Origin of the sequence: Nocardioides solisilvae (genome assembly GCF_003194625.1) — a bacterium.
GTDB classification, from domain to species: domain Bacteria; phylum Actinomycetota; class Actinomycetes; order Propionibacteriales; family Nocardioidaceae; genus Nocardioides; species Nocardioides solisilvae.
The window spans coordinates 373204-395168 of sequence record NZ_QHKX01000003.1; the positions used below are offsets into that span (position 1 = coordinate 373204).

The 21965-nt window shown below is 74.0% G+C and carries 20 protein-coding genes; 10 read left to right on the forward strand and 10 right to left on the reverse strand.

Going from position 1 to position 21965, the window contains the following annotated elements:
- Positions 1-58: 58 nt before the first annotated feature.
- From DNK53_RS13135 to DNK53_RS13145, 3 genes are read right to left on the reverse strand one after another with little or no spacing between them, the layout of a single operon-like run.
- Positions 59-1042: an adenylate/guanylate cyclase domain-containing protein gene (locus tag DNK53_RS13135; RefSeq protein ID WP_110182781.1), complete on the reverse strand. Its 984-nt coding sequence runs from the start codon at positions 1040-1042 to the stop codon at positions 59-61.
- A 1-nt stretch (position 1043) separates the two neighbouring features.
- Positions 1044-1577, reverse strand: coding sequence for a PH domain-containing protein (locus tag DNK53_RS13140; protein WP_110182782.1), 534 nt, complete (start codon positions 1575-1577; stop codon positions 1044-1046).
- A 12-nt stretch (positions 1578-1589) separates the two neighbouring features.
- Positions 1590-2378: a biotin--[acetyl-CoA-carboxylase] ligase gene (locus tag DNK53_RS13145; RefSeq protein WP_110182783.1), complete on the reverse strand. Its 789-nt coding sequence runs from the start codon at positions 2376-2378 to the stop codon at positions 1590-1592.
- 94 nt (positions 2379-2472) lie between these two features.
- Here DNK53_RS13145 and DNK53_RS13150 point away from each other — a divergent pair, with 94 nt between their 5' ends.
- Both DNK53_RS13150 and DNK53_RS13155 read left to right on the forward strand, forming a co-directional pair.
- Complete coding sequence (locus DNK53_RS13150; RefSeq protein WP_110182784.1) at positions 2473-4080, forward strand: acyl-CoA carboxylase subunit beta; 1608 nt, start codon at positions 2473-2475, stop codon at positions 4078-4080.
- Positions 4080-4319 (forward strand): acyl-CoA carboxylase subunit epsilon, encoded by a 240-nt coding sequence (locus DNK53_RS13155; protein ID WP_110182785.1) that lies wholly within the window; start codon positions 4080-4082, stop codon positions 4317-4319. The genes DNK53_RS13150 and DNK53_RS13155 overlap by 1 nt, the downstream gene beginning before the upstream one ends.
- Before the next feature lie 32 nt (positions 4320-4351).
- On the opposite strand, the gene DNK53_RS13160 is transcribed toward DNK53_RS13155, so the two are convergent.
- Entirely contained in the window at positions 4352-5098 is a 747-nt protein-coding gene (locus DNK53_RS13160; RefSeq protein WP_162599934.1) for a hypothetical protein, read from the reverse strand.
- A 41-nt stretch (positions 5099-5139) separates the two neighbouring features.
- On the opposite strand from DNK53_RS13160, the gene DNK53_RS13165 reads away from it, so the two are divergent.
- Entirely contained in the window at positions 5140-5805 is a 666-nt protein-coding gene (locus DNK53_RS13165; RefSeq protein ID WP_110182787.1) for a Maf family protein, read from the forward strand.
- Here DNK53_RS13165 and DNK53_RS13170 read toward each other — a convergent pair.
- Together DNK53_RS13170 and DNK53_RS13175 are read right to left on the reverse strand one after the other, a co-directional pair.
- Positions 5794-6264, reverse strand: coding sequence for a GtrA family protein (locus DNK53_RS13170; RefSeq protein WP_110182788.1), 471 nt, complete (start codon positions 6262-6264; stop codon positions 5794-5796). The two genes, DNK53_RS13165 and DNK53_RS13170, sit on opposite strands and share 12 nt — an antisense overlap.
- A 75-nt stretch (positions 6265-6339) precedes the next feature.
- Positions 6340-7536 (reverse strand): acyl-CoA dehydrogenase family protein, encoded by a 1197-nt coding sequence (locus DNK53_RS13175; RefSeq protein WP_110182789.1) that lies wholly within the window; start codon positions 7534-7536, stop codon positions 6340-6342.
- Positions 7537-7677: 141 nt separating this feature from the next.
- Between DNK53_RS13175 and DNK53_RS13180 the strand changes: the two genes are divergently transcribed.
- The 5 genes from DNK53_RS13180 to DNK53_RS13200 all read left to right on the forward strand — a co-directional run bounded on the left by DNK53_RS13180 (position 7678) and on the right by DNK53_RS13200 (position 15791).
- Entirely contained in the window at positions 7678-8703 is a 1026-nt protein-coding gene (locus DNK53_RS13180) for an extracellular solute-binding protein (protein WP_110182790.1), read from the forward strand.
- A 173-nt stretch (positions 8704-8876) separates the two neighbouring features.
- Positions 8877-10229 carry an ABC transporter permease gene (locus DNK53_RS13185; RefSeq protein ID WP_204163916.1) on the forward strand — a complete coding sequence of 451 codons (1353 nt, stop codon included), beginning with the start codon at positions 8877-8879 and terminating at the stop codon, positions 10227-10229.
- Positions 10226-11275 carry an ABC transporter ATP-binding protein gene (locus tag DNK53_RS13190; RefSeq protein ID WP_110182791.1) on the forward strand — a complete coding sequence of 350 codons (1050 nt, stop codon included), beginning with the start codon at positions 10226-10228 and terminating at the stop codon, positions 11273-11275. The genes DNK53_RS13185 and DNK53_RS13190 overlap by 4 nt, the downstream gene beginning before the upstream one ends.
- Entirely contained in the window at positions 11272-13950 is a 2679-nt protein-coding gene (locus DNK53_RS13195) for an AMP-binding protein (protein ID WP_110182792.1), read from the forward strand. The genes DNK53_RS13190 and DNK53_RS13195 overlap by 4 nt, the downstream gene beginning before the upstream one ends.
- Before the next feature lie 62 nt (positions 13951-14012).
- Entirely contained in the window at positions 14013-15791 is a 1779-nt protein-coding gene (locus DNK53_RS13200; protein ID WP_239456524.1) for an acetyl/propionyl/methylcrotonyl-CoA carboxylase subunit alpha, read from the forward strand.
- 87 nt (positions 15792-15878) lie between these two features.
- Here the strand turns inward: DNK53_RS13200 and DNK53_RS13205 are convergent, their stop codons facing one another.
- Positions 15879-17105, reverse strand: coding sequence for a SpoIID/LytB domain-containing protein (locus DNK53_RS13205; RefSeq protein ID WP_110182793.1), 1227 nt, complete (start codon positions 17103-17105; stop codon positions 15879-15881).
- 129 nt (positions 17106-17234) lie between these two features.
- On the opposite strand from DNK53_RS13205, the gene DNK53_RS13210 reads away from it, so the two are divergent.
- A complete protein-coding gene (locus DNK53_RS13210; protein ID WP_110182794.1) occupies positions 17235-17591 on the forward strand; it encodes a biotin/lipoyl-containing protein in 357 nt (118 codons plus the stop codon).
- Positions 17592-17621: 30 nt separating this feature from the next.
- Here DNK53_RS13210 and DNK53_RS13215 read toward each other — a convergent pair whose 3' ends face one another.
- Together DNK53_RS13215 and arfB are read right to left on the reverse strand one after the other, a co-directional pair.
- Complete coding sequence (locus tag DNK53_RS13215; protein WP_162599935.1) at positions 17622-18659, reverse strand: right-handed parallel beta-helix repeat-containing protein; 1038 nt, start codon at positions 18657-18659, stop codon at positions 17622-17624.
- 204 nt (positions 18660-18863) lie between these two features.
- Positions 18864-19268 (reverse strand): alternative ribosome rescue aminoacyl-tRNA hydrolase ArfB, encoded by a 405-nt coding sequence (arfB, locus tag DNK53_RS13220; RefSeq protein WP_110182796.1) that lies wholly within the window; start codon positions 19266-19268, stop codon positions 18864-18866.
- Positions 19269-19340: 72 nt separating this feature from the next.
- Between arfB and serA the strand changes: the two genes are divergently transcribed.
- On the forward strand, positions 19341-20531 hold the full coding sequence (gene serA, locus DNK53_RS13225) for a phosphoglycerate dehydrogenase (protein WP_110182797.1): 1191 nt from the start codon (positions 19341-19343) through the stop codon (positions 20529-20531).
- Between the two features lie 20 nt (positions 20532-20551).
- Here the strand turns inward: serA and DNK53_RS13230 are convergent, their stop codons facing one another.
- The gene (locus tag DNK53_RS13230; RefSeq protein WP_110182798.1) at positions 20552-21964 is read right to left on the reverse strand and encodes an NAD(P)H-quinone dehydrogenase; all 1413 of its coding nucleotides are present in this window, start codon (positions 21962-21964) and stop codon (positions 20552-20554) included.
- Between the last annotated feature and the right edge of the window lies 1 nt (position 21965).

Genomic DNA, 21965 nt, shown 5'->3' on the forward strand with positions numbered 1-21965 from the left:
GCCGGCGCCGGGGAATCCGGCCAGCTGGTCCCGGTGGTCCAGACCATCCGCCCCGGGCTCAGCGGCGGCGGACGGCGAGCGGCTCGACGACCCCGAAGCCGCGGACCGGGCGGGCCGGGAGCCGTCGGGTCTCGAACTCGGCCTCGGGGAGCAGCGCGGCCGTGGCGGCGTCGACGATGATCCGGTTCCGCCGGGCCACCGCGGTCATCCGGGCCGCGAGGTTGACCGGGGGCCCGAAGACGTCGCCCATCCGGGTCACCACCGAGCCGGAGGCCAGGCCGAGGCGCACGTCGGGCATCCGCGGGTCCCGCCCGATCACGGCGATGATCCCCTCGGAGATCTCGAAGGCGCGCACGGCGGTGTCGGTCACGAAGAGCACCGAGTCGCCGATCGACTTGATCACCCGGCCACCGGCGTTGGACACCACGTCGTGGCAGCGGGCCTCGAAGATCTCGACGAGGTCGCCGATCCGGGCCTGGCTGATCTTGTTGGAGAGCGCGGTGAAGTGGACGATGTCGGCGAAGCCGACGGTGACGTGCGTGGTGTGCAGGTCCTCCTCGCCCGCGCCCAGCGCCTCCATCCGGGCGACCGCCGCGGCCAGGTGCCGCCGCCAGGCGTAGATCAGCAGGTCCTCGAAGGCGGGGTTGACCTCGTCGACCAGGCGCAGGGCGGAGCCGATCCGGCTGCCCGTCGCGTCCTCGCCCTGCTCGAGCTCCTCGACGCGGCCGGCCAGGGTCGCGACCTCCCAGTCGGCCAGCTTGGACATCGTCTGGCCCAGGGCGCGGGTCAGCGCCACCGCCATGTCGAAGCCGATCGTCCCGCTGTCGACGGTCGAGAAGAGCCGCGCCACGGCGTCGACGTCGGCCCGGGTGAAGTAGGCGTCGCCGGCGACCTCGGGGAAGCCGAGGGCGCGCCACAGCCGCCGCACCTGGTCGATGGTCACGCCCGCCTCGGTGGCCACCTCGGGCGCCGTGAACTCGGGGGCCCGCCCGAGGATCGACTCCTCCAGCTGCTCCCGGCTGGGCCTCTCCTGCCCGCTCACCTCAGGCCCCGTCGTCCCGGCGCTCGGAGCGGTCGGCCCGCTCGGAGAGCTGGTGCAGCTCCTCGGCGACCTTGAGCTGGGTCTCCTCGACCCGCGGGATGTCGTGCACCTCGACGCGCCCGGCGGCGCTCGCGTCGCTGACGATGAGGGTCCCGCAGCCGAAGACGCGGTCCACGACCCCGATCTCGAAGTCCACGCCGCTGATCCGGTTGAGCGGGATCGTGCGGCCCTCCTTCGCGATGATGCCGCTGCGCTTGATGAAGCGGCGGTTGGTGAAGGTGTACGTCGTGGTGAGCCACCGCAGGAACGGCAGCAGCACGAACCAGACCAGGACCACCACGCTCGCCGCCCCCGCCAGCCCGCCCGCGACGGTGACCGTGGCGCCGTCACGGTCGCCGAGCCAGGTGCCCAGCAGTGCCACCGCCGCGATCACGAGGACCAGCACCAGCACGGGGCCGACCAGCGCCTTGGGGTGGGTGCGGGTCGAGACGACCACGTGCTCGCCGTCGTTCAGCAGCTTGCTCGGAAAGGCCATGTCGCGATCCTCTCACCCGACGGGGCGCACGTGGACGACGTCTCCGGCGTTGACGCTGAAGGTCCCGGTCCCGCTGCTCACCACCAGCGCCCCCGAGTCGTCGAGGTCCAGCGCCTCCCCGCGGACCACCTCGCCGCCGGGCAGGTGGACGTCGACGGTGCGGCCGAGCGTCGAGCACACGTCGGCGTACGCCGGTCGCAGTGCCGACGTCTCGGCCAGCAGCGGCTGGAGCGCGTGCAGCGAGCCCAGGACCTGGACGAGCAGGTCGGAGCGGTCGAAGGTCTCCTCCAGCTCGGCGCACAGGGAGGTGGCGGTGTCCACCGGCAGCTCCTCGGGCGTCTGGTTGACGTTGATCCCGACGCCGACGACCGCGGCCGGGCCGGTGGGCGTCTCCACCCTCTCGACCAGGATGCCGGCGATCTTGCGCTCCCCGACCAGCACGTCGTTGGGCCACTTCAGCGCGACCTCCGGCAGCCGGTCGGCCAGCGAGCCCTGGACGGCGTACCCGACGAGCAGCGGGAGCCACGGCCACGCGGCCGGGGGGACGTCGGGGCGCAGCAGCAGCGAGAACGTCAGGGCCACCCGCGGCGGGGTCTCCCACACCCGGTCGAGCCGGCCGCGGCCCGCCGTCTGGTGCTCGGTGACGACGACCAGCCCGTCCTCCTCGCCCGCCCTCGCCCGGTCGGCGACGAGGGCGTTGGTGGAGCCGGCCTGGTCCACCACCTCGACCCGCAGCGGGGCGGGGAGGTCGAGGAAGCGGGAGGGGTCGAGTGCTGGGCGCGGTGCAGGGGCGTCGGGCATGAGGACTACATTGGCCCAATCCGCGCGGGAGCACACCCCGACACAGCGACACACAGCACCAGCCGACCCAGCACCAGCCGAGGAGACCTGACCGGTGAGCGCCGAAGCAACCAACACGCCCGAGATCGACCTCCACACGACGGCGGGCAAGCTGGCCGACCTCGAACGCCGCATCGACGAGGCGGTCCACGCCGGCTCCGAGAAGGCGATCGAGAAGCAGCACGCGAAGGGCCGGCAGACCGCCCGCGAGCGGATCGAGATGCTCTTCGACGAGGGCTCCTTCGTCGAGATCGACGAGCTCGCGCGGCACCGCTCCACCGCCTTCGGCCTCGAGAAGAGCCGCCCCTACGGCGACGGCGTCATCACCGGCTACGGCACGATCGACGGCCGCCAGGTCTGCGTCTTCTCCCAGGACTTCACCGTCTTCGGCGGCTCGCTCGGCGAGGTCTACGGCGAGAAGATCGTCAAGATCATGGACCTCGCCATCAAGACCGGCAGCCCGATCATCGGCATCAACGAGGGCGCCGGCGCCCGGATCCAGGAGGGCGTGGTCTCCCTCGGCCTCTACGGCGAGATCTTCACCCGCAACGTGCACGCCTCCGGCGTGATCCCGCAGATCTCGCTGATCATGGGCAACTGCGCGGGCGGCCACGTCTACTCCCCCGCCGTCACCGACTTCACGATCATGGTCGACGGCACCTCGGCGATGTTCATCACCGGCCCCGACGTCATCAAGACCGTCACCGGCGAGGACGTCACGATGGAGGAGCTGGGCGGCGCCCGGACCCACAACACGAAGTCGGGCAACGCCCACTACATGGCCTCCGACGAGGCCGACGCGCTGGAGTACGTCAAGGCGCTGCTCTCCTACCTGCCCCAGAACAACCTCGACGAGCCGACGGTCTACGACGAGCCCGCCGACCTCGAGATCAGCGACTCCGACCGGGCGCTCGACACCCTGATCCCCGACTCGCCCAACCAGCCCTACGACATGCACGACGTGCTGACCGCGGTGCTCGACGACGCCGAGTTCCTCGAGGTCCAGGAGCTCTTCGCGCCCAACATCATCGTCGGTTTCGGCCGTGTCGAGGGCCGCCCGGTCGGCGTCGTCGCCAACCAGCCGATGCAGTTCGCCGGCACCCTCGACATCGACGCGTCCGAGAAGGCCGCGCGGTTCGTCCGGTTCTGCGACGCCTTCAACCTGCCGGTGCTCACCTTCGTCGACGTGCCCGGCTTCCTGCCCGGCACCGACCAGGAGTGGGACGGCATCATCCGCCGCGGCGCCAAGCTGATCTACGCGTACGCCGAGGCCACCGTGCCGCTCGTCACCACCATCACCCGCAAGGCCTACGGCGGCGCCTACGACGTGATGGGCTCCAAGCACCTGGGTGCCGACATGAACATCGCCTGGCCGACGGCGCAGATCGCCGTGATGGGGGCGCAGGGCGCCGCCAACATCGTGCACCGCAAGACGCTGAAGAAGATCGAGGACGAGGGCGGCGACGTCGAGGCCAAGCGGGCCGAGCTGATCGACGAGTACGAGACCACGCTGGCCAACCCGTACGTCGCCGCCGAGCGCGGCTACGTCGACGCCGTCATCCCGCCGCACGAGACCCGGGTGGAGATCATCCGCGCGCTCCGGATCCTGCGCTCCAAGCGGGAGACCCTGCCGGCCAAGAAGCACGGGAACATCCCGCTCTGATGGCCGACGAGACGAAGGAGCAGGAGGCCGCGACGCCGGCCGCCCCGCTGCTGCGGGTGGTCAACCCCGACGCCACGCCGGAGGAGGTGGCGGCCCTGGTCGCCGTCCTCTCCGCGCTCGGCGGCGGCGAGGCGCCGGCACCGAAGCCGCGTCCGCGGTGGTCCGCCCCCGAGCGGCTCGTGCGGCGCACCCTGCCGCACGGCCCGGGCGGCTGGCGGGCCAGCGGCCTGCCCCGCTGACGAGGCACCGACCAGCGAGGCACTGACCCGGCTCAGCGCCGGCGCCACCACGCGGGACCCCACGGGGTGACCTCCGCCCCCGCGCGGATCACCCAGGGGCCCCGGGGGCGCCGGCGCAGCCACGTGCGGCCGGTGGCCCACACCTGCACCACGTCCCCCACGCGGTGGGGCTGCTGCTTCGTGGCGGCCACCAGGACCAGCACCGGCCCGGTCCTGGGCTCGGCCGGCTCGACGACCACCGAGTGCGGCCCGGTGTCGAGCACCCGTCCCGGGAAGCCGGGGCCGCGGCCCGGCCGGCCGACCCGCCACCAGCGCCGCGCCATCAGCGCACCCCGGCCCAGCAGGGCCAGCCCCAGGCCGAGGAACGCCGCGTCCCACGCGGCACCGCCAGACGCCCCCGCGACGGAGACCTCGGAGCTCCAGGGCAGGGTGCGGAGGGTGAGCGACCCGCCCTCGTCCACCGCGGCCGCCTCCTTGGTCCGGCAGACGCCGAGATCCGCGCGCCCGCCGGCCCACTCCACGACGTACTCGTAGTCCCGGCAGCCCCTCCTCGGCGGGTCGGCGACGCGCTCCTTCTCGACCACGACGGCCGTCACCTGCTCCCCCAGCCCGGCCGCCCCAGCCAGGTCGTGCGCCGACATCGCGCCGATCCCGACACCCACGGCGCCCATGAGGGCCAGCGCCGACCAGAGCACCGCCAGTGCCCGGGGTCCGGAGGGGACCGCGGGCACGTCGAGGTCGGTGCCCTCCCGCACGGTCGCCGGCGTCCTGCTGGTCACCGCCGCACGGTAGCAACGCCCGGGCCCCTACCCTTCTGGGCGTGACAGCCCCGACGCCCGCCCGCACCCCTCTCGTCCTCGCCTCGGCCTCCCCGGCCCGGCTGGCCACCCTGCGCCGGGCCGGCATCGAGCCCACGGTGATCGTCTCCGGCGTCGACGAGGAGCAGGTCCGGGGCCTGCCGCCGGCCGCGCTGGCGCTGAGGCTCGCCTCGCTCAAGTGCGCGGCGGTCGCGGGGCTCCCCGAGGTCCCCGACGACGCGCTGGTGCTGGGCTGCGACTCCGTGCTCGAGCTGGACGGCCGGGCGCTGGGCAAGCCGGGGACCGCCGAGGAGGCCACCGCCCGGTGGCGCGAGATGCGTGGCCGGAGCGCGGTGCTGCACACCGGCCACAGCCTGGCCGACCGGACGAGCGGCCGCGTCGAGGAGGCGACCGCCAGCACCACCGTCCACTTCGCCGACGTCGACGACGCCGAGGTGGCGGCGTACGTCGCGACCGGAGAGCCTCTGCACGTGGCCGGCGCCTTCACGGTGGACGGCCTCGGCGCCGCCTTCGTCACCGGCATCGAGGGCGACCACCACAACGTGGTCGGGGTCAGCCTGCCGCTGGTGCGTGACCTCGCCGCGCGGCTCGGGCACGCGTGGCCGGACCTCTGGACTTGGGGCTCGCCGGGGACGCCGGGCTCGCCGGGGACGCAGTCAGGGGCCTGAGACCGGCTCGGTGACGGCGAAGCTGCGGGGGAAGACGTACTGGCGCAGCAGCAGGAACCGCACGGAGGTGCCGGCGAAGAGCCCGAGCACGTTGGCGGCGATGTTGTCCGACACCGGGTCGTCGAGCCCGAGCAGGTTGCGGCTGATCCACAGGAAGCCCATCGGGATCACCATGGTCACGAGGTTGATCACCACGAACGCCGTCCGGCCACCGTCGTTGTGCCGGGTGCCGCGGCTGCGGAACGCCCAGTCCCTGGTGCCCCGGAAGCTGACCAGCATGCCGACCACGTTGGCCAGGAAGTAGGCCAGCTGGGGCCGGTCGTTGAGCGGCGGCTCCGACCCCTTGGTGAAGCCGTGCACGAGCCCGTTGAAGATCAGCAGCGCCACCGTGGTCGCCACGGCGCCGACGACGAGGAACCGCGTGGCGTCGGCGGCGACCCGCCTGGTACCCCGTGGCATGGGCAGAAGGCTAACCTCCGCGCCCGGCGTCGGTCGGCACCGGGCGCACGTGGCGCGCTGCGTCACTCCACTGCGTCACTCCACGGGGAGGCCGAGGCCGCGGGCGATCAGCATCCGCTGCACCTCGGAGGTGCCCTCGCCGATCTCCAGCACCTTGGCGTCCCGGTAGAAGCGCGCCACCGGGTACTCCTCCATGAAGCCGTAGCCTCCGAAGACCTGCGTGGCGATCCGGGTGGCCGAGACCGCCGACTCCGTGGCGTAGAGCTTCGCCACCGCGGCGGCCTGCTTGAACTCGGCCGTCGTCACCGACGCCCCGGCGTCCATCGCGTCCTTCATCGCCGCGGCCCGGTAGGTGAGCAGCCGGCTGGCGTCGAGCATCACCTGCAGGTCGGCGACCTGGAAGGCGACGCCCTGCTTGCGCCCGATCGGGCCGCCGAACGTCTGCCGCTCGCCCGCGTAGGCGAGGCTGAGGTCGAGGCACGCCTGGAGGCAGCCGACGGCCAGCGCGGCGATCGCGACCCGCCCGTCGTCGAGGGTGGCCAGGAACTGGGCGTAGCCGCGCCCCCGCTCCCCGAGGAGGTTGGCCTCCGGGACGCGGACGTCCTCGAAGGCGAGCGGGTGGGTGTCGGAGGCGTGCCAGCCGAGCTTGTCGTAGGCCTTCTCGGCGGTGAAGCCGGGGGTACCGGCGGGGAGCATGATCGTGGAGATCTCGGGGCGCCCGTCGGCGCGCTCCCCCGTCCGGGCAGTCACCGTGACGACGCTGGTGATCTCGGAGCCCGAGTTGGTGATGAACTGCTTGGCCCCGTTGACGACCCACTCGCCGTCGACGAGCTCGGCGCGGGTGCGGGTGGCCCCGGCGTCGGAGCCGGCGCCGGGCTCGGTGAGGCCGAAGCCGGCGAGCCGGCGGCCGGCGACGAGGTCGGGGAGCCAGGCCTCCTTCTGCTCGGTCGTGCCGAAGGTGAGGATCGGGTTGATCCCCAGCCCCACCGCGGCCTCGAGGGTGATCCCCATCGACTGGTCGACCCGGCCGATCTCCTCGATGGCCAGGCAGAGGCTGGTGAAGCCGCCGTCCTCGCCGGCCATCCCGGCGCCGCCGAACTCCTCGGGGGCCGTCAGCCCCATCAGCCCGAGCTCGCCCATCTTCTGCACGACGTCGGTCGGGAAGTGGTGCTCGCGGTCCCACTGCGCGGCGTGCGGCGCGATCTCGGCCTCGGCGAAGTCGCGGACGCTGCGACGGAACTCTTCGTGCTCGCGGGACAGTTCGAAGCTCATGCGGCTGGACTCTACCGGGCGAAGTTAACGTTTGTTAACCGATCGGCGGGACGAACTTTCCGGGACGTCACAGGTAAGGCTAACCTCACCCTGACGGCCGAGCCCGGCCAGATGCCCGCCCCCGCGCATTACGAGGTCACCATGAAGCACCGCCCCCGTTCCCTGTCCCGGCCCCAGCGCCTGCGTCGCACCAGCGTGGTGCTGGCCGCGCTCGCGCTCGCCCCGCTCACCGCCTGCGGCGGGGAGGCCGACCTGGTGGTGTACGTCGGGCGCGACGAGGCGCTGATCGGACCCCTCATCGAGCAGTTCGAGGAGGAGCACGACCTCGAGGTCGAGACCCGCTACGCCGCCACCCCCGACACGCTCGCCCTGCTGATGGAGGAGGGCGAGGACACCCCCGCCGACGCCTTCATCTCCCAGGACGCGGGAGCCCTGGGAGCGCTGGCCCAGGCCGGGATGCTGCGAAGCCTGCCCGAGGAGACCACCTCCCGGGTGCTTCCCGACTTCACCTCCGCCGACGGCAGCTGGGTCGGCGTGACCGGCCGGGCCCGGGTGATCGCCTACAACCCCGACCAGGTCGACGAGGACGAGGTCCCCGACACGGTGGCCGCCCTGACCGACCCCACGTGGGCGGGCCGGGTCGGGATGCCCCCGACCAACGCGTCCTTCCAGGCCTTCGTCACCGGCTTCCGGGCCTCCCAGGGTGACGACGCCGCGCGCGAGTGGCTCGAGGGCATGGTGGCCAACGACGTCCAGACCTTCGAGAACAACCTGGACACGCTCGAGGCCGTCGAGAACGGCACGGTCGACCTGGGCCTGGTCAACCACTACTACCTGCAGGGGATGCGCGCCGAGCTCGGCGCCGAGAACGTCGACACCGAGCTGAAGTTCCTCCGGGCCGGCGACCCGGGCGCCCTGGTCAACGTGACCGGCATCGGCGTCCTGTCCGACACCCCGGCCGCGGAGGAGCTCGCGGCCTGGCTGGTCTCCGACGAGGCGCAGGAGTACTTCGTCGAGGAGACCTTCGAGTACCCGCTCGTGCCCGGCATCGCGGGGCCCGAGGGCATGCCCGAGCTCACCTCGCTGCGCGGCCCGATCGAGGACCTCGCCGAGCTCGAGGACCTGGAAGCCACCCTGGCCATGATCGAGGAAGCAGGCCTGAGCTGAGCCGCACCCGAGGCCGCCGTCCCCCGGCCCTCCTGCTGGGCGGGGCGCTGCTGGCCGCCGCCTGCGCCCTCACCCCGCTCGTCTACCTCGTCGTCCGGGCGGCGGGCCTGCTGCCCGAGGGCGCCTCGGACACGCTCCTGCGCGCGCGGCTGTGGGAGTGGACGGGGTCCAGCATGGTGCTGGTCCTGGCGGTCGCGCTCACCTGCCTGGTCGCCGGCACGACGATCGCGTGGCTGCTCGCCGCCAGCGACCTGCCCGGACGCCGCTGGCTGCTGGTGGCCAGCGCGATCCCGCTCGCCGTCCCCTCCTACGTCGGCGCCTTCGGGTGGCTCGACACCTTCCCCGGGCTCCGCGGCTTCTGGCCCACCTGGGGCATCCTCTCCGCGGCCTGCGTGCCCTACGTCGTCCTGCCGACCGTGGCGGCGCTGCGGGCGGCCGACCACTCCCTGGTCGACGTCGCCCGGTCGCTCGGCCGGACCCGCTGGGGCGCGTTCCGCTCCGGGCTGCTGCCGCAGCTCGCGCCGGCCGCGCTGGCGGGGGCGCTGCTCGCCGGGCTCTACGCGCTCTCCGACTTCGGCACCCCCGGCCTGATGCGCCACGAGGTGCTCACCTTCGCCGTCTACCGGCAGTACGGCTCGATGGTGGGACGCGAGCGGGCCGCCCTGCTCGCCCTGGTCCTGGTGATGCTGGCACTGGCGCTGGTGGGGCTCGAGCGCCTCGTCCGCGGGGACGCCGCCCGCTGGTCGGTCTCCCGCGGGGCGACCCGCCCCGCTCCCCCGGCCCGGCTCGGGGCCTGGACCGTCCCCGCGCTCGGCCTCGCCCTGCTGCCGGTGCTGGTGGCGGCGGTCGTGCCGTGCCTGGCTCTGCTCCGGCGCCTCTCGCTCGGCACCCGGCGCCCGCTCGACCTCGCCGAGCTCGGGACGGCCGTCGGGTCGACCCTGCTGGTCTCGACGCTCGGCGGGCTGCTGGCCCTGGCCCTGGCCGGCGCGGTCGGCGTCCTCTCGGCGCGCCACCGCGGACGCCTGGTCTCCGCGTTGGAGACGGCCAGCTTTGCCGGACACGCCCTGCCCGGGATCGTCGTCGGCCTCTCGCTGGTCTACCTCACGCTCCGCGTCTTCCCGGCGCTCTACCAGACCCTGGCCGTCCTGGTCCTGGCCTACGCCGTCCTCTTCCTGCCCAAGGCGGTCGGGGCGGTCCGCTCCTCGGTCGGCGCGGTCCCGCCGAGCGTCGCCGAGGTGGCGACGTCGCTGGGCCGGGGCCGGGTCCGCGCCCAGCTGGTCACCGCACGGCTCGCGGCCCCAGGCATCTCGGCCGGCTTCCTTCTCGTGGTGATCACCGCCATGAAGGAGCTGCCCGCGACCCTGATGCTGCGGCCGAGCGGCTTCGACACCCTGGCGACCGAGATCTGGGGCCGGACCTCCACCTCCGCCCAGGGCGCGGCCGCCCCCTACGCGCTCGCCCTCGTGCTGCTCGCCAGCGTCCCGGCGGTCGTCCTGTCCCGCTCGACCACCTGGGAGCGCCGATGAGCAGCATCGAGGTCTCCGGCCTCCGGTTCGGCTACGGGTCCACCGCCGTCCTCGACGGCCTGGACTTCCACGCCGAGGCCGGCGACCTGGTCGCCGTCATCGGGGCCAGCGGGTGCGGCAAGACGACGCTGCTGCGACTGGTCGCCGGGCTCGAGCGACCGGACGCCGGCATCGTGACGCTGGACGGCGTCGTCGTCGACGCGCCCGGGGTGCACGTCCAGCCCCACCTCCGCCGGGTCGGCCTCGTGCCCCAGGAGGGCGCGCTCTTCCCGCACCTCGACGTCGCCGCCAACATCGGCTTCGGCCTGCCGCGCCGCGGACCCGAGCGGCGGGCCCGGATCGAGGAGCTCCTCGAGCTGGCCGGCCTGCAGGGCCTGGGCGGCCGGATGCCGCGCGAGCTCTCCGGCGGGCAGCAGCAGCGGGTGGCCCTGGCCCGGTCGCTGGCCCCGCGGCCACGGGTCGTGCTGCTGGACGAGCCGTTCGGGCCGCTGGACGCCCAGACCCGCGTCGCCGTCCGCACCGAGGTCTCGGAGATGCTGCGCCAGGAGAAGACGACCGGCGTGCTGGTCACCCACGACCGGGCGGAGGCCCTCACCATGGCCGACCAGGTCGCGGTGATGGTCGACGGGAGGGTGCTCCAGCACGGCCGCCCCTTCGACGTCTACGACGCCCCGGTCGACCACCGGGCCGCTCGGCTCCTCGGGCCGGGCACCTTCCTGCCCGGCGAGCCCTCGGGGCCCCACCGGGTGCGCACCGCCCTCGGCGACCTCGAGGTGCGGTCGGTGGCCCCCGGCGCGACCACGGCCGGCGAGGTCACGGCGCTGGTCCGCCCGGAGCAGGTGGTCCCGGACCCCGACGGGGTCGCCGCCCTCGTCCGCACGGTGGACTTCACCGGCGCGGGGGTCTCGGTGGGCCTCGAGCTCCCCGACGGCCGCCAGCTGCGCGCCTGGGTCACCCGGGTGCGCCCGCACGCCGGCGAGACCCTCACCGTCACCGTCCGCGGCGGCGTCCACCTCGTCCCCGCGCCGCCCGGGGCCCGTCCGTGACGACGACGGAGCTCTTCGACCTCGCGGCCGGGGGCTCGCGGGTGGCTCTTCTGCTCCCCGGCGGCGTCCGGCTCAGCTACGCCGAGCTGCACGCCCGGGTCCGGGAGCGTGCCGCCGGCTGGGGACCGGTGCGTCGCCTGGTGCTCGTCGAGGGGGCCAACCGGCTCGACCCGCTGGTCTCCTACCTGGCGGCGCTCGAGGGCGGCCACGTGGCGCTGGTGGTCCCCCACGACCGCCCGGAGCAGCGCGACGCGATGGTGGCGGCGTACGACCCCGACGTCGTCTGCTCCACGACCGGCGACCAGGTGCGTCGCGCGGGCTCGGCCCACGACCTGCACCCCGACCTGGCGCTGCTGCTCAGCACCTCGGGCTCCACGGGCTCGCCCAAGCTCGTCCGGCTCTCGCGGGGCAACGTCGCCAGCAACGCCGCCGCGATCGCGGAGTACCTGCGCCTCGGTCCCGACGACCGCGCCGTCACCACCCTCCCCCTGCACTACTGCTACGGCCTCTCGGTGCTGCACAGCCACCTGCTGGCCGGCGCGAGCGTCGCCCTCACCGAGCTCTCCGTGGTCGACCCCTGCTTCTGGGACCTCTTCACCCGGGTCGGCGCGACCAGCCTCGCGGGCGTGCCGCACACGTTCGAGCTGCTCGAACGCTCCGGGTTCGCCGACCGCCACCTGCCCAGCCTGCGCCAGGTCACCCAGGCCGGAGGGCGGCTCGCGCCCGAGCGGGTCCGCGCCCTCGCCCGGCTGGGCGCGTCCCGCGGGTGGGAGCTGGTGGTGATGTACGGCCAGACCGAGGCGACCGCGCGGATGGCCTGGCTCCCGCCCTCCCTGGCCGCCGAGCACCCGGGCGCCGTCGGCGTCGCGATCCCCGGCGGACGGCTACGCGTCGAGCCGGTGCCCGAGGCGACCGACCCCGGTGTCGGGGAGCTCGTCTACACCGGTCCCAACGTGATGATGGGGTACGCCGCGACGCCCGCGGACCTCGCCCGAGGCGCCGAGGTCACCGAGCTGCGCACGGGAGACCTGGGCCGCGAGCGGGACGGTCTCCTCGAGGTCGTCGGGCGCCGCGCCCGCCGGGCCAAGGTCTTCGGGCTGCGGCTCGACCTGGACCTGCTCGAGCAGCGGCTGGAGTCCGAAGGCCTCCCCGCGCACTGCACGGGCGAGGAAAGGCACCTGCACGCCTTCGTCACCGACGCCGGCTCCGGCGAGGCCGTCCGGCTGCGCCTCGCCGAGCTGGCCGGCCTGCCCGCCGGCGCCGTGCGGGTCCACGCCCTCGACGCACTCCCCCTCACCGCCTCGGGCAAGGTCGACCGGGCCGCGCTCACCGAGCTCGCGGAGGTCGCCGAGGTCGCCGGGCCCGCCGAACCGGTCCCCGACGCCGCGCCGCGCGCCGCGATGCCGGGCGCCCTGGTCGACCAGCTGGTCGCCCAGTACGCGCTCGTCCTGGGGCAGCCCACCGCGGGTCCCCGGGACACCTTCGTGGGCCTGGGCGGGGACTCCCTCTCCTTCGTCGAGCTGGCCACCCGCCTCGAGCGGCTGCTCGCCTGCGACCTGCCGCCGGGCTGGCACGTCCGCCCCGTCGCCGAGCTCGCCGGGCTCGCCGGGCTCGCCCGGCCGACCGACCCCGCGGAAGGCGCAGGCCCCGCCGGGCGACCGGGCTCCGTCGACCCGTCGGGGAGCACCGGTGCCGGGCCCGCACGAGCGGGCCGGCAGCGCCTGGACGTCACCGTCGCCCTGCGCGCGCTGGCCATCGTCCTCATCGTCGCCAGCCACGTCGACCTGGTCGGCCTCGAGGGCGGGGCCCACCTGCTGCTCGTGCTGGCGGGGTTCAACTTCGCGCGCTTCCAGCTCGGCTCCCCAGACCGGCGGGAGCGGCTGCGCAACGGCCTGGCCAGCCTCGTCCAGCTCGTCGTGCCCAGCGTGCTGTGGATCGGCGGCGTCGGGCTCCTCCTCGGCGCCTACCACCCGGCCACCGCCCTCCTGCTCAATCAGGTGCTGGGCAGCCGGGAGTGGACCGACCAGTGGCAGTTCTGGTTCCTCGAGGCCTTGGCGTGGCTGTGGCTGGGCTCCCTCGCGCTCCTCGCCGTCCCTGCCGTCCACCGCGTCGAGCGGCGGCACCCCCTCGCGCTGCCCGTGGCGCTGGTGCTGGTCACCGCGACCGTCCGGTTCTCGCTCGTCGGCCTGCAGGCGGGGCCCACGGAGCGCTACACCACGTGGGTGGTCGCATCGTTCTTCGCCCTCGGCTGGGCCGCCTCGCGCGCCACCACGGGCAGCGAGCGGCTCCTGGTGGCGGCCCTCGGCCTGGCGACCGTCCCCGGGTTCTTCGGCGACGCCGGACGGGAGGCGATCGTGCTCGCCGGCCTGGTCGTGCTCCTGTGGCCGCCCCGGCTCTCGTGCCCGGCCCCGGTCGCCCGCGCCGCCGAGACCCTCGCGGGCGCCTCGCTCTTCGTCTACCTGACCCAGTGGCAGGTCTACCCGCCGCTGGAGGACGCCGGCCACCCGGTGGCCGCCCTGCTCGCGGCGCTGGCGGTCGGGATCGCCTACGCCCGGCTGATGCGCCCGCTGCAGCGACGCCTCGCCCGCGCCTGCCACCGCCGGAGGCCGGCGCCCGCGCGCACCCACCTGTCCGTGGGCGGGACCCGGACGTCGGCGCTCCCCGCCGCGAGGTAATCTGCGCGGGTTGCACCCTGCTCGATCCCGCTCGACGAAACCACAGCCCCAGGAGTCCTCGCGTGAGCTTGAAGAAGGTCCTCATCGCCAACCGCGGCGAGATCGCCGTCCGTGTGATCCGCGCCTGCAAGGACGCCGGGATCGGCAGCGTGGCGGTCTACGCCGAGCCCGACCGCGACGCCCTCTTCGTGCGCCTGGCCGACGAGGCCCACTCGCTCGACGGCGCGACGCCCGCCGACTCCTACCTCGACATCGACAAGATCATCGCGGTGGCAAAGAAGTCGGGGGCCGACTCGGTCCACCCGGGCTACGGCTTCCTCGCCGAGAACGCCCAGTTCGCGCAGGCGGTCCTCGACGCCGGGCTGATCTGGATCGGCCCCTCGCCCGAGGCGATCGACGCCCTCGGCGACAAGGCCAAGGCCAAGCACATCGCCCAGAAGGCGAACGCCCCGCTGGCCCCCGGCACCAAGGACCCCGTCAAGGACGCCGACGAGGTCGTCGCCCTGGCGAAGGAGTACGGCCTCCCGGTCGCCATCAAGGCGGTCTACGGCGGCGGCGGGCGCGGCCTCAAGGTCGCCCGCACGCTCGAGGAGATCCCCGAGCTCTTCGAGTCCGCCGTCCGCGAGGCCGTGGGCGCGTTCGGCCGCGGCGAGTGCCTGGTCGAGAAGTTCCTCGACCGCCCCCGCCACGTCGAGACCCAGTGCCTCGCCGACCAGCACGGCAACGTCGTGGTCGTCTCGACCCGCGACTGCTCGCTGCAGCGCCGCCACCAGAAGGTCGTGGAGGAGGCCCCCGCCCCGTTCCTCAGCGAGGACCAGCTGAATCGGCTCTACGAGTCCTCCAAGGCGATCCTCAAGGAGGCCGGCTACGTCGGCGCCGGCACCTGCGAGTTCCTCGTGGCCGCCGACGGCACGATCTCCTTCCTCGAGGTCAACACCCGGCTCCAGGTCGAGCACTGCGTCTCCGAGGAGGTCACCGGCATCGACCTCGTGCAGGAGATGTTCCGGATCGCGGCCGGCGAGGAGCTCGGCTACGGCGACCCCGAGATCAAGGGCCACTCGATCGAGTTCCGGATCAACGCCGAGGACGCGGGCCGCAACTTCATGCCCGCCCCCGGCACGCTGACCGAGTGGGCCCCGCCCAGCGGCCCCGGCATCCGGCTCGACTCCGGCTACGAGAAGGGCGAGACCATCCCGGGCGCCTTCGACTCGCTCGTCGCCAAGCTGATCGTCACCGGCCGCGACCGCGCCCAGGCGATCGCCCGCTCCAAGCGGGCGCTGAGCGAGTTCCGCGTCGACGGCATGCCGACGATCATCCCGTTCTTCGAGAAGGTGCTCGACGACCCGGCCTACGTGGGTGCCTCCAACGCCTCGGGCGAGGGCTCCTTCGACGTCTACACGACCTGGATCGAGAGCGAGTTCGTCAACGACATCGAGCCCTACGCCGGCGAGGCCGGCGAGGCCGAGGAGGCGGGCGAGCGGCAGAAGGTCACCGTCGAGGTCGGTGGCCGCCGACTCGAGGTCGTCCTGCCCGCGGGCCTGGCCGGGATCGGCGGCGGCGCCGCTGCCTCGGGCGCGAAGAAGCCCAAGCGCAGCGGGGGCAAGAAGGCCTCCGCCGCGGCGTCCGGCGACTCGGTGGCCAGCCCCATGCAGGGCACCATCGTCAAGATCGCCGTCGAGGAGGGCCAGGAGGTCGCCGAGGGCGACGTCGTCGTGGTCATCGAGGCGATGAAGATGGAGCAGCCGCTCAAGGCGCACAAGGCCGGCACCGTCACGGGCCTGTCGGCCGAGGTGGGCGCCACGGTCACCAGCGGCGCGGTCATCTGCGAGCTCAAGGACTGATCCGCTCCCCCGCCCCGGGGGACCACGCACAGCGCACGACGCCCGCGGCCGCCGAGAGGCGCCGCGGGCGTCGTGCGTGGTGACGACCTACCAGGGGCCGCGCGCGGTCCGCGTGGTGACCTGGAGGGTGAACCAGCTGGACCGCAGGCCCAGCGCCCGGCGCAGGTCGTCGCCGCTGACGGTGACCGACCCGGTGCTGCCGGTCAGCACCATCCGCTGCACCCGGCCGCCCCACTCCCCGTTGCCGTCGCGCTCGGTGACGTCGATGCGCTGCAGGTCGCCGATCACGGGCCAGGCGGCCTCGAGCCGCTCGTCGCCCACGGTCGTCTCCCAGACGTGGTTCGGGTTGCCCGACCACCCGTCGTACGGGTCGGGCTGCGCCGCCAGGTAGGGCCGCGAGCCGGCCGCGCTCCATCCGCCGTTGCTGGAGGAGAACTGGGTGAACGCCGGCTCGCCGTCGACGGTGAGGACCTGCCCCGCCGTCGCCTCGACCGCCGCGGTGGCGAGGGGGTGCTCGGCCGACTTGCCGCCGTACACCTGACAGGCCGTGGTGTCGCAGATCTGGTAGTGCGCGGCCAGCGGCTCGGACCGCTCGAACGCCGCGTAGGTGCGGGCCGCGACCGCCTGGGTCCGCACCGCCTCCTGGCTCCAGGCGGCGGGGATCTCGAGCGGCACCACGCCCTTGAGGTAGTTCTCGAGGGAGAGCACGTTGACGGTGTCCCGGGCCCGGCTGCCCGGGGAGGGCGAGGCCGCGCGCAGCTTGCCGCGGTAGGTCGTGGAGCCCGACGGGGTGACCAGGGTCAGGCCGCCGGGGGCGGCCAGCTCACCGTCGCCGACGAGCACCTTCCAGCGTCGCCAGGCCCCCTTGGCCCGCCACTGGACCAGGGTCCTGCCGTTGGCGGCGTTGGTCGTCAGGCGCCACTGCCGCGCGCTGTTCTGCGGCAGCCGCCAGCGCCGCTGCGTGCCGAGGTCGCGCACGGTGGCGCCCGGCTTGGCCAGGACGACCACGTCGTCGGTGGTGTCGGCGGTGAGGTGCACCGCGACCTTGCCCGACGCCGTCCCCCACTGGGTGCCCGGGTAGTAGAACTCGGCGATCTGCTGGTGGGTGAGACCGGCGCGGGCGGCGCCCTCGGCGCCGTACTGCGACAGCCCGTGCCCGTGGCCGAAGCCGCGACCGGTGATCGTCACCGACGACGAGCCCAGGACGCTCCAGGTCTCGGCGCTCGGCACCGCCCCGGCCGGTCCGGCGGGCAGGGCGAGGAGGGCGGCGACCAGGCCGGTCGACAGCCCGGCGAGGAGGGGACGCGGACGCATGGAGCAGCACCTCTCGGGACCGCGAGGGTCCCCTGTGACAGCAGTGACACCGGCAGGGAAGCACACGCGGCGGCGCCGGACAAACGGAACGGGGGAACTACGCCGCTGTTCTTCGACTACCGTCGTCCCATGCCCACGAAGGTCCTGGTCGCCGGAGGGAGCGGGTCCCCGCTCCGCACCGTGACGGCCGCCCCGCAGCGACGGCGGCGCCCCGTCGCCCCCGGCGACCGCAGCGGCGCCCTCGTGCGCCCCGGCGAGAAGGCCGAGCCCGGCACGCCCGGCCACGTCGCCGCGCCCTTCCGCGGCGCGCTCACCCTGCTCGTCGCCGCGGGCGACCCGGTGGCCGCCGGCGACCCGGTCGCGGTCATCGAGGCGATGAAGATGGAGGCGGCGGTCACCGCGCCCTCCGCCGGCCGGGTCCTCCGCGTCCTCCCCGAGCGGACCCGCCAGGTGCAGGGCGGCGACCTGCTGCTCGTCCTGGGCTGACCGGGGGCCGCCCGCGACCTCCCCCTGCGGTCAGCGGGTGGTGCAGACGACGCCCACGCACTGCGGACGCGCGCCGTTGCCGCGCGCGACGTTGCCGCCCCCGTCGGTGGCCGCACCGTGGGCCTCGAGGCCGTGCCCGGCGTTGCCGACCGCCAGGTTGGCCGCCACCTCGCCGGCGTCCACCCACGCCCCGGAGGTGAGGGGGCGTCCCGAGGCGTCGGTGTGCGCGCCGGGGGCGGAGCCGTTGGCCCGGAAGGTGTTGCCCCGGACCACGAGGCCGGGACTGGTGTGCGCCGCGTCGGACTCCACCACCAGCCCGCTGGCGCCGTTGCCCTGGAAGAGGTTGCCGCTGATGTCGCGCGGCCCCTCGAACGCCTGGCGCACGCGCACCCCGAGCCCCGCGCCCGCGAAGGTGTTGCCCCGCAGCTCGAGGCCGAAGCCGAGCGGCTCGAAGGTGGCGGCGACCTGGCCCCCGCGGAAGGTGCTCTGCTCGAGGACGACGCCGCACAGCGACGTGGTCATGCCCTGCAGGTTCTGCGTGAAGGCGCTCCCCCGGACGTCGAGCTCGGCGTTGTAGCACTGGATCCCGCGCTCGTTGCCCCGGAAGGCAGAGCCGGTGACGTCCATCGTGCCGACGCCGCCCATCCCGGTCTGGTTGTCGCGGAAGGTCGAGCCGACCACCTCCAGTCGACCCCCGCGGGCCACGGCGCCGTAGCCGTTGCCCGTGAAGGTGACCCCCTCGACCCGCGTGCCGCCGAGGTTGTCGAGACCGGAGCCGAACCCGGCGACCCGGCCGCCGCGGACCGTGACCCCGTCGTGGCCCCCGGTGAGGTCGATGCCGGTGCCGCCGCCCGAGCCCGAGAGCCGGTGACCGGCCAGGTCGACGGTGATCCCCGGGGCCGCGACGACGAGGCCGTCGCCGGCGCAGGTGAGGTTCCTGGTGAGCCGCACGTCGGTGGTGACCGTGTCGCCGCAGCCGACCGCGGCGGCACCGGCCGGCGCCTGAGCCAGGGCGAGGCCGGCGAGGGCGCCGGCCAACGAGAGTGCGAGAGCGTTGCTGTGCCGCATGGGGTCCCCCGAGGGTGTGGTCCGGGACGTCACCGGAGGACGGCCGACAGCGTCGGGAACGGGAGGGTCCTCCGGATGGCGTCGCTGATGTCCCTCGACGCTACGTCCGGGACCCCACGGGTGGAATCGACAATTTTGGGGGCCCGGACCGGGGTTCGCACCGCCGACGCACCGCCGACCACCGCCGACGCGCCGGGTTCAGTCTCAGGAGGTGCGACGGTTCTTCTTGGCGTCGCTGCGGCGCTTCTTGGCACTCAGCCGGCGCTCCACCGACCCCCGGGTCGGACGGGTGGGGCGCCGCTTCTTCTCCGGCTCCACGGCCCGGGCGACCAGCTCCTCCAGACGCGCCTTCGCCGCCTCCCGGTTGCGGTGCTGGGAGCGGTACGACGAGGAGGTCACCGTGAGCGTGCCGTCGACCAGGCGGCCGCGCAGCCGGCGGGCGGCCAGCTCCTTCTGCGCGGGGCTCAGCGCCCTCGTCGAGACGAGCGACCAGATCAGCTCCACCCGGGTGTCGCTGGTGTTGACGTGCTGGCCACCGGGGCCCGAGGAGCGAGAGAAGCGCCAGGACAGCTCGCTCTCGTCGATGGTGACTCGTCCGGCGTGGCCCATGGTCTCCCCAGTATGCGTCCGCGGGTGGGGCACCCGTCCGGCGGAGGGGTCGGGGTTGCATAGTGTGGCGCCATGAAGGCCTTGCTCCTGGAGAACATCCACCCCCGCGCCGTCGAGGTGCTCGAGCAGCGCGGCATCGAGGTCGACCTGCGGCCCGGGTCCCTCTCCGAGGTCGAGCTGGTGCAGGCGCTCGAGGGCGTCTCGCTGCTCGGCATCCGGTCCAACACCAAGGTGACCCGTGCGGTCCTCGACGCGGCCGACGACCTCGTCGCCATCGGCTGCTTCTGCATCGGCACCAACCAGGTCGACCTCGTGGCCGCGAGCGAGAAGGGCGTGGGCGTCTTCAACGCCCCCTACTCCAACACCCGCAGCGTGGTCGAGCTGGTGATCGGCGAGATCATCGCGCTGGCCCGTCGCCTCCCCGAGAAGATCCAGCGGATGCACGACGGCATCTGGGACAAGTCGGCCCGCGGCAGCCACGAGGTGCGGGGCCGGGTGCTCGGCATCGTCGGCTACGGCAACATCGGCACCCAGCTATCCAACCTCGCCGAAGCCATGGGCCTGCGCGTCGTCTTCTACGACACCGCCGACCGGCCGGCCCACGGCAACGCCCAGCGGATGGACTCGCTCGACGACCTGCTCGCCGTCGCCGACGTCGTCAGCCTCCACATCGACGGCCGGCCCGGCAACGTCGGCCTCTTCGGGGCCGAGCAGTTCTCGAAGATGAAGCCCCGCTCCCTCTTCGTCAACGCCTCGCGCGGCATGGTCGTCGACGACGTCGCGCTCCGGGACCACCTGCTCTCGGGCCACATCGCCGGGGCGGCGCTCGACGTCTTCCCGGTCGAGCCGAAGGCGCAGGGCGACGAGTTCGAGTCGGTGCTGCGCGGGCTGGACAACGTGATCCTCACGCCCCACGTGGGCGGCTCCACCCAGGAGGCCCAGGAGGAGATCGGCTGGTTCGTGGCGGGCAAGCTGGTCGGCTTCGTCTCGGAGGGCAGCACGACCCTGTCGGTCAACCTGCCCCAGGTGCAGCCCCCGCCCCACGACGGGCCGCGGATCGGGATCCTGCACCACAACGTCCCGGGCGTGCTGGCCGGCTTCAACACGCTGCTGGCGGCCGAGGGCGACAACATCACGCGCCAGCAGCTGGCCACCGCCGGCGCCCTGGGCTACGTCGTCACCGACGCGACCAACGACCTGTCCGCCGAGTCGCTCGAGCAGCTGCGGGCCTCCGAGCACACCCTCTGGGTCCGCACCTGGTGAAGCGCGGCTGAGGCCGTCTGTCAGACGCGGTGCAGACGACGGGCGGCCTCGGCCAGCGACCCGCTCATCGACGGGTAGACGGTGAACGCCTGGGCCAGCTGGTCAGCGGTGAGCGACTCGGCCACCGCCAGCGAGACCGGGTGGATCAGCTCGCTGGCGCGGGGGCCCACCACGACGCCCCCGACGACGATGCCGGTGCCGGGGCGGCAGAAGAGCTTGACGAAGCCGTCCTTGACGCCCTGCATCTTGGCGCGGGCGTTGCCAGCCAGCGGGAGCATCACCACCTCGGCATCGATCGCGCCGTTGTCGACGGCCTGCTGGGACCAGCCGACGGTCGCGATCTCGGGGGCGGTGAAGACGTTGGAGGAGACCTTCTTGAGGTCCAGCGGCGCCACCGCGTCGCCCAGGAAGTGCCACATCGCGATCCGGCCCTGCATGGCCGCCACCGAGGCGAGCATCAGCACGCCGGTGCAGTCGCCCGCCGCGTAGACGCCGCGGGCCGCCGTCCGGCTGACCCGGTCGACCCGGATGAAGCCGCCCTCGTCGAGCCGCACGCCGGCCTCCTCGAGCCCGAGGTCGGCGGTCTTGGGCACCGAGCCGAGCGCCAGCACGCAGTGGGACGCCTCGACGGTGCGGCCGTCGGTGAGGGTGACGGTCACCTTGTCGCCGTCGCGGGTGACCGACTCCATCCGCGACTTCGAGAGCACGTTCATGCCGCGGCGCACGGCGACCTCCTCCAGCACGGCGGAGGCGTCGGCGTCCTCTCCGGGCAGCACCCGGTCGCGGGAGGAGACGAGCGTGACGGGGATGCCCAGGGCGAGGTACGCCGAGGCGAACTCCGCGCCGGTCACCCCGGACCCCACCACGACCAGGCTCTCGGGCACTTCGGTGAGGTCGTAGACCTGCTCCCAGGTGAGGATCCGCTCCCCGTCGGGCTGGGCGGTCGGGAGGGTGCGCGGTGCGGCCCCGGTGGCGACGAGGATCGCGTCGCCCTCGACCGTCTCGGTCCCGCCGTCGGCCAGGTCGACGTGCACCCGGCCGGGCCCGTCGAGCCGCCCACGGCCACGCACGACGCGGACGCCGTCGCGCTCGAGCCGGCGCTGGATGTCGGCGGACTGCTGGGCCGCCAGGGCCTTGACCCGGGCGTTGACCCGGCCCAGGTCGACGACCACCCGGGCGGCGGAGTCGCCCTCGGGGTCGACGAAGCTGACCCCGAGCTCGGCGGCCGTGGTCAGCTCGGTCATCACCTCGGCCGTGGCGATCAGCGTCTTGGAGGGGACGCAGTCGGTGATCACGGCCGAGCCGCCGATGCCGTCGGAGTCGACGACCGTGACGGTCGCCCCCAGCTGGGCGGCGACGTGCGCGGCCTCGTAGCCGCCGGGGCCTCCCCCGATGATGACGACCCGGTCGGTGGACGGGTTGCGGGTGGCCATG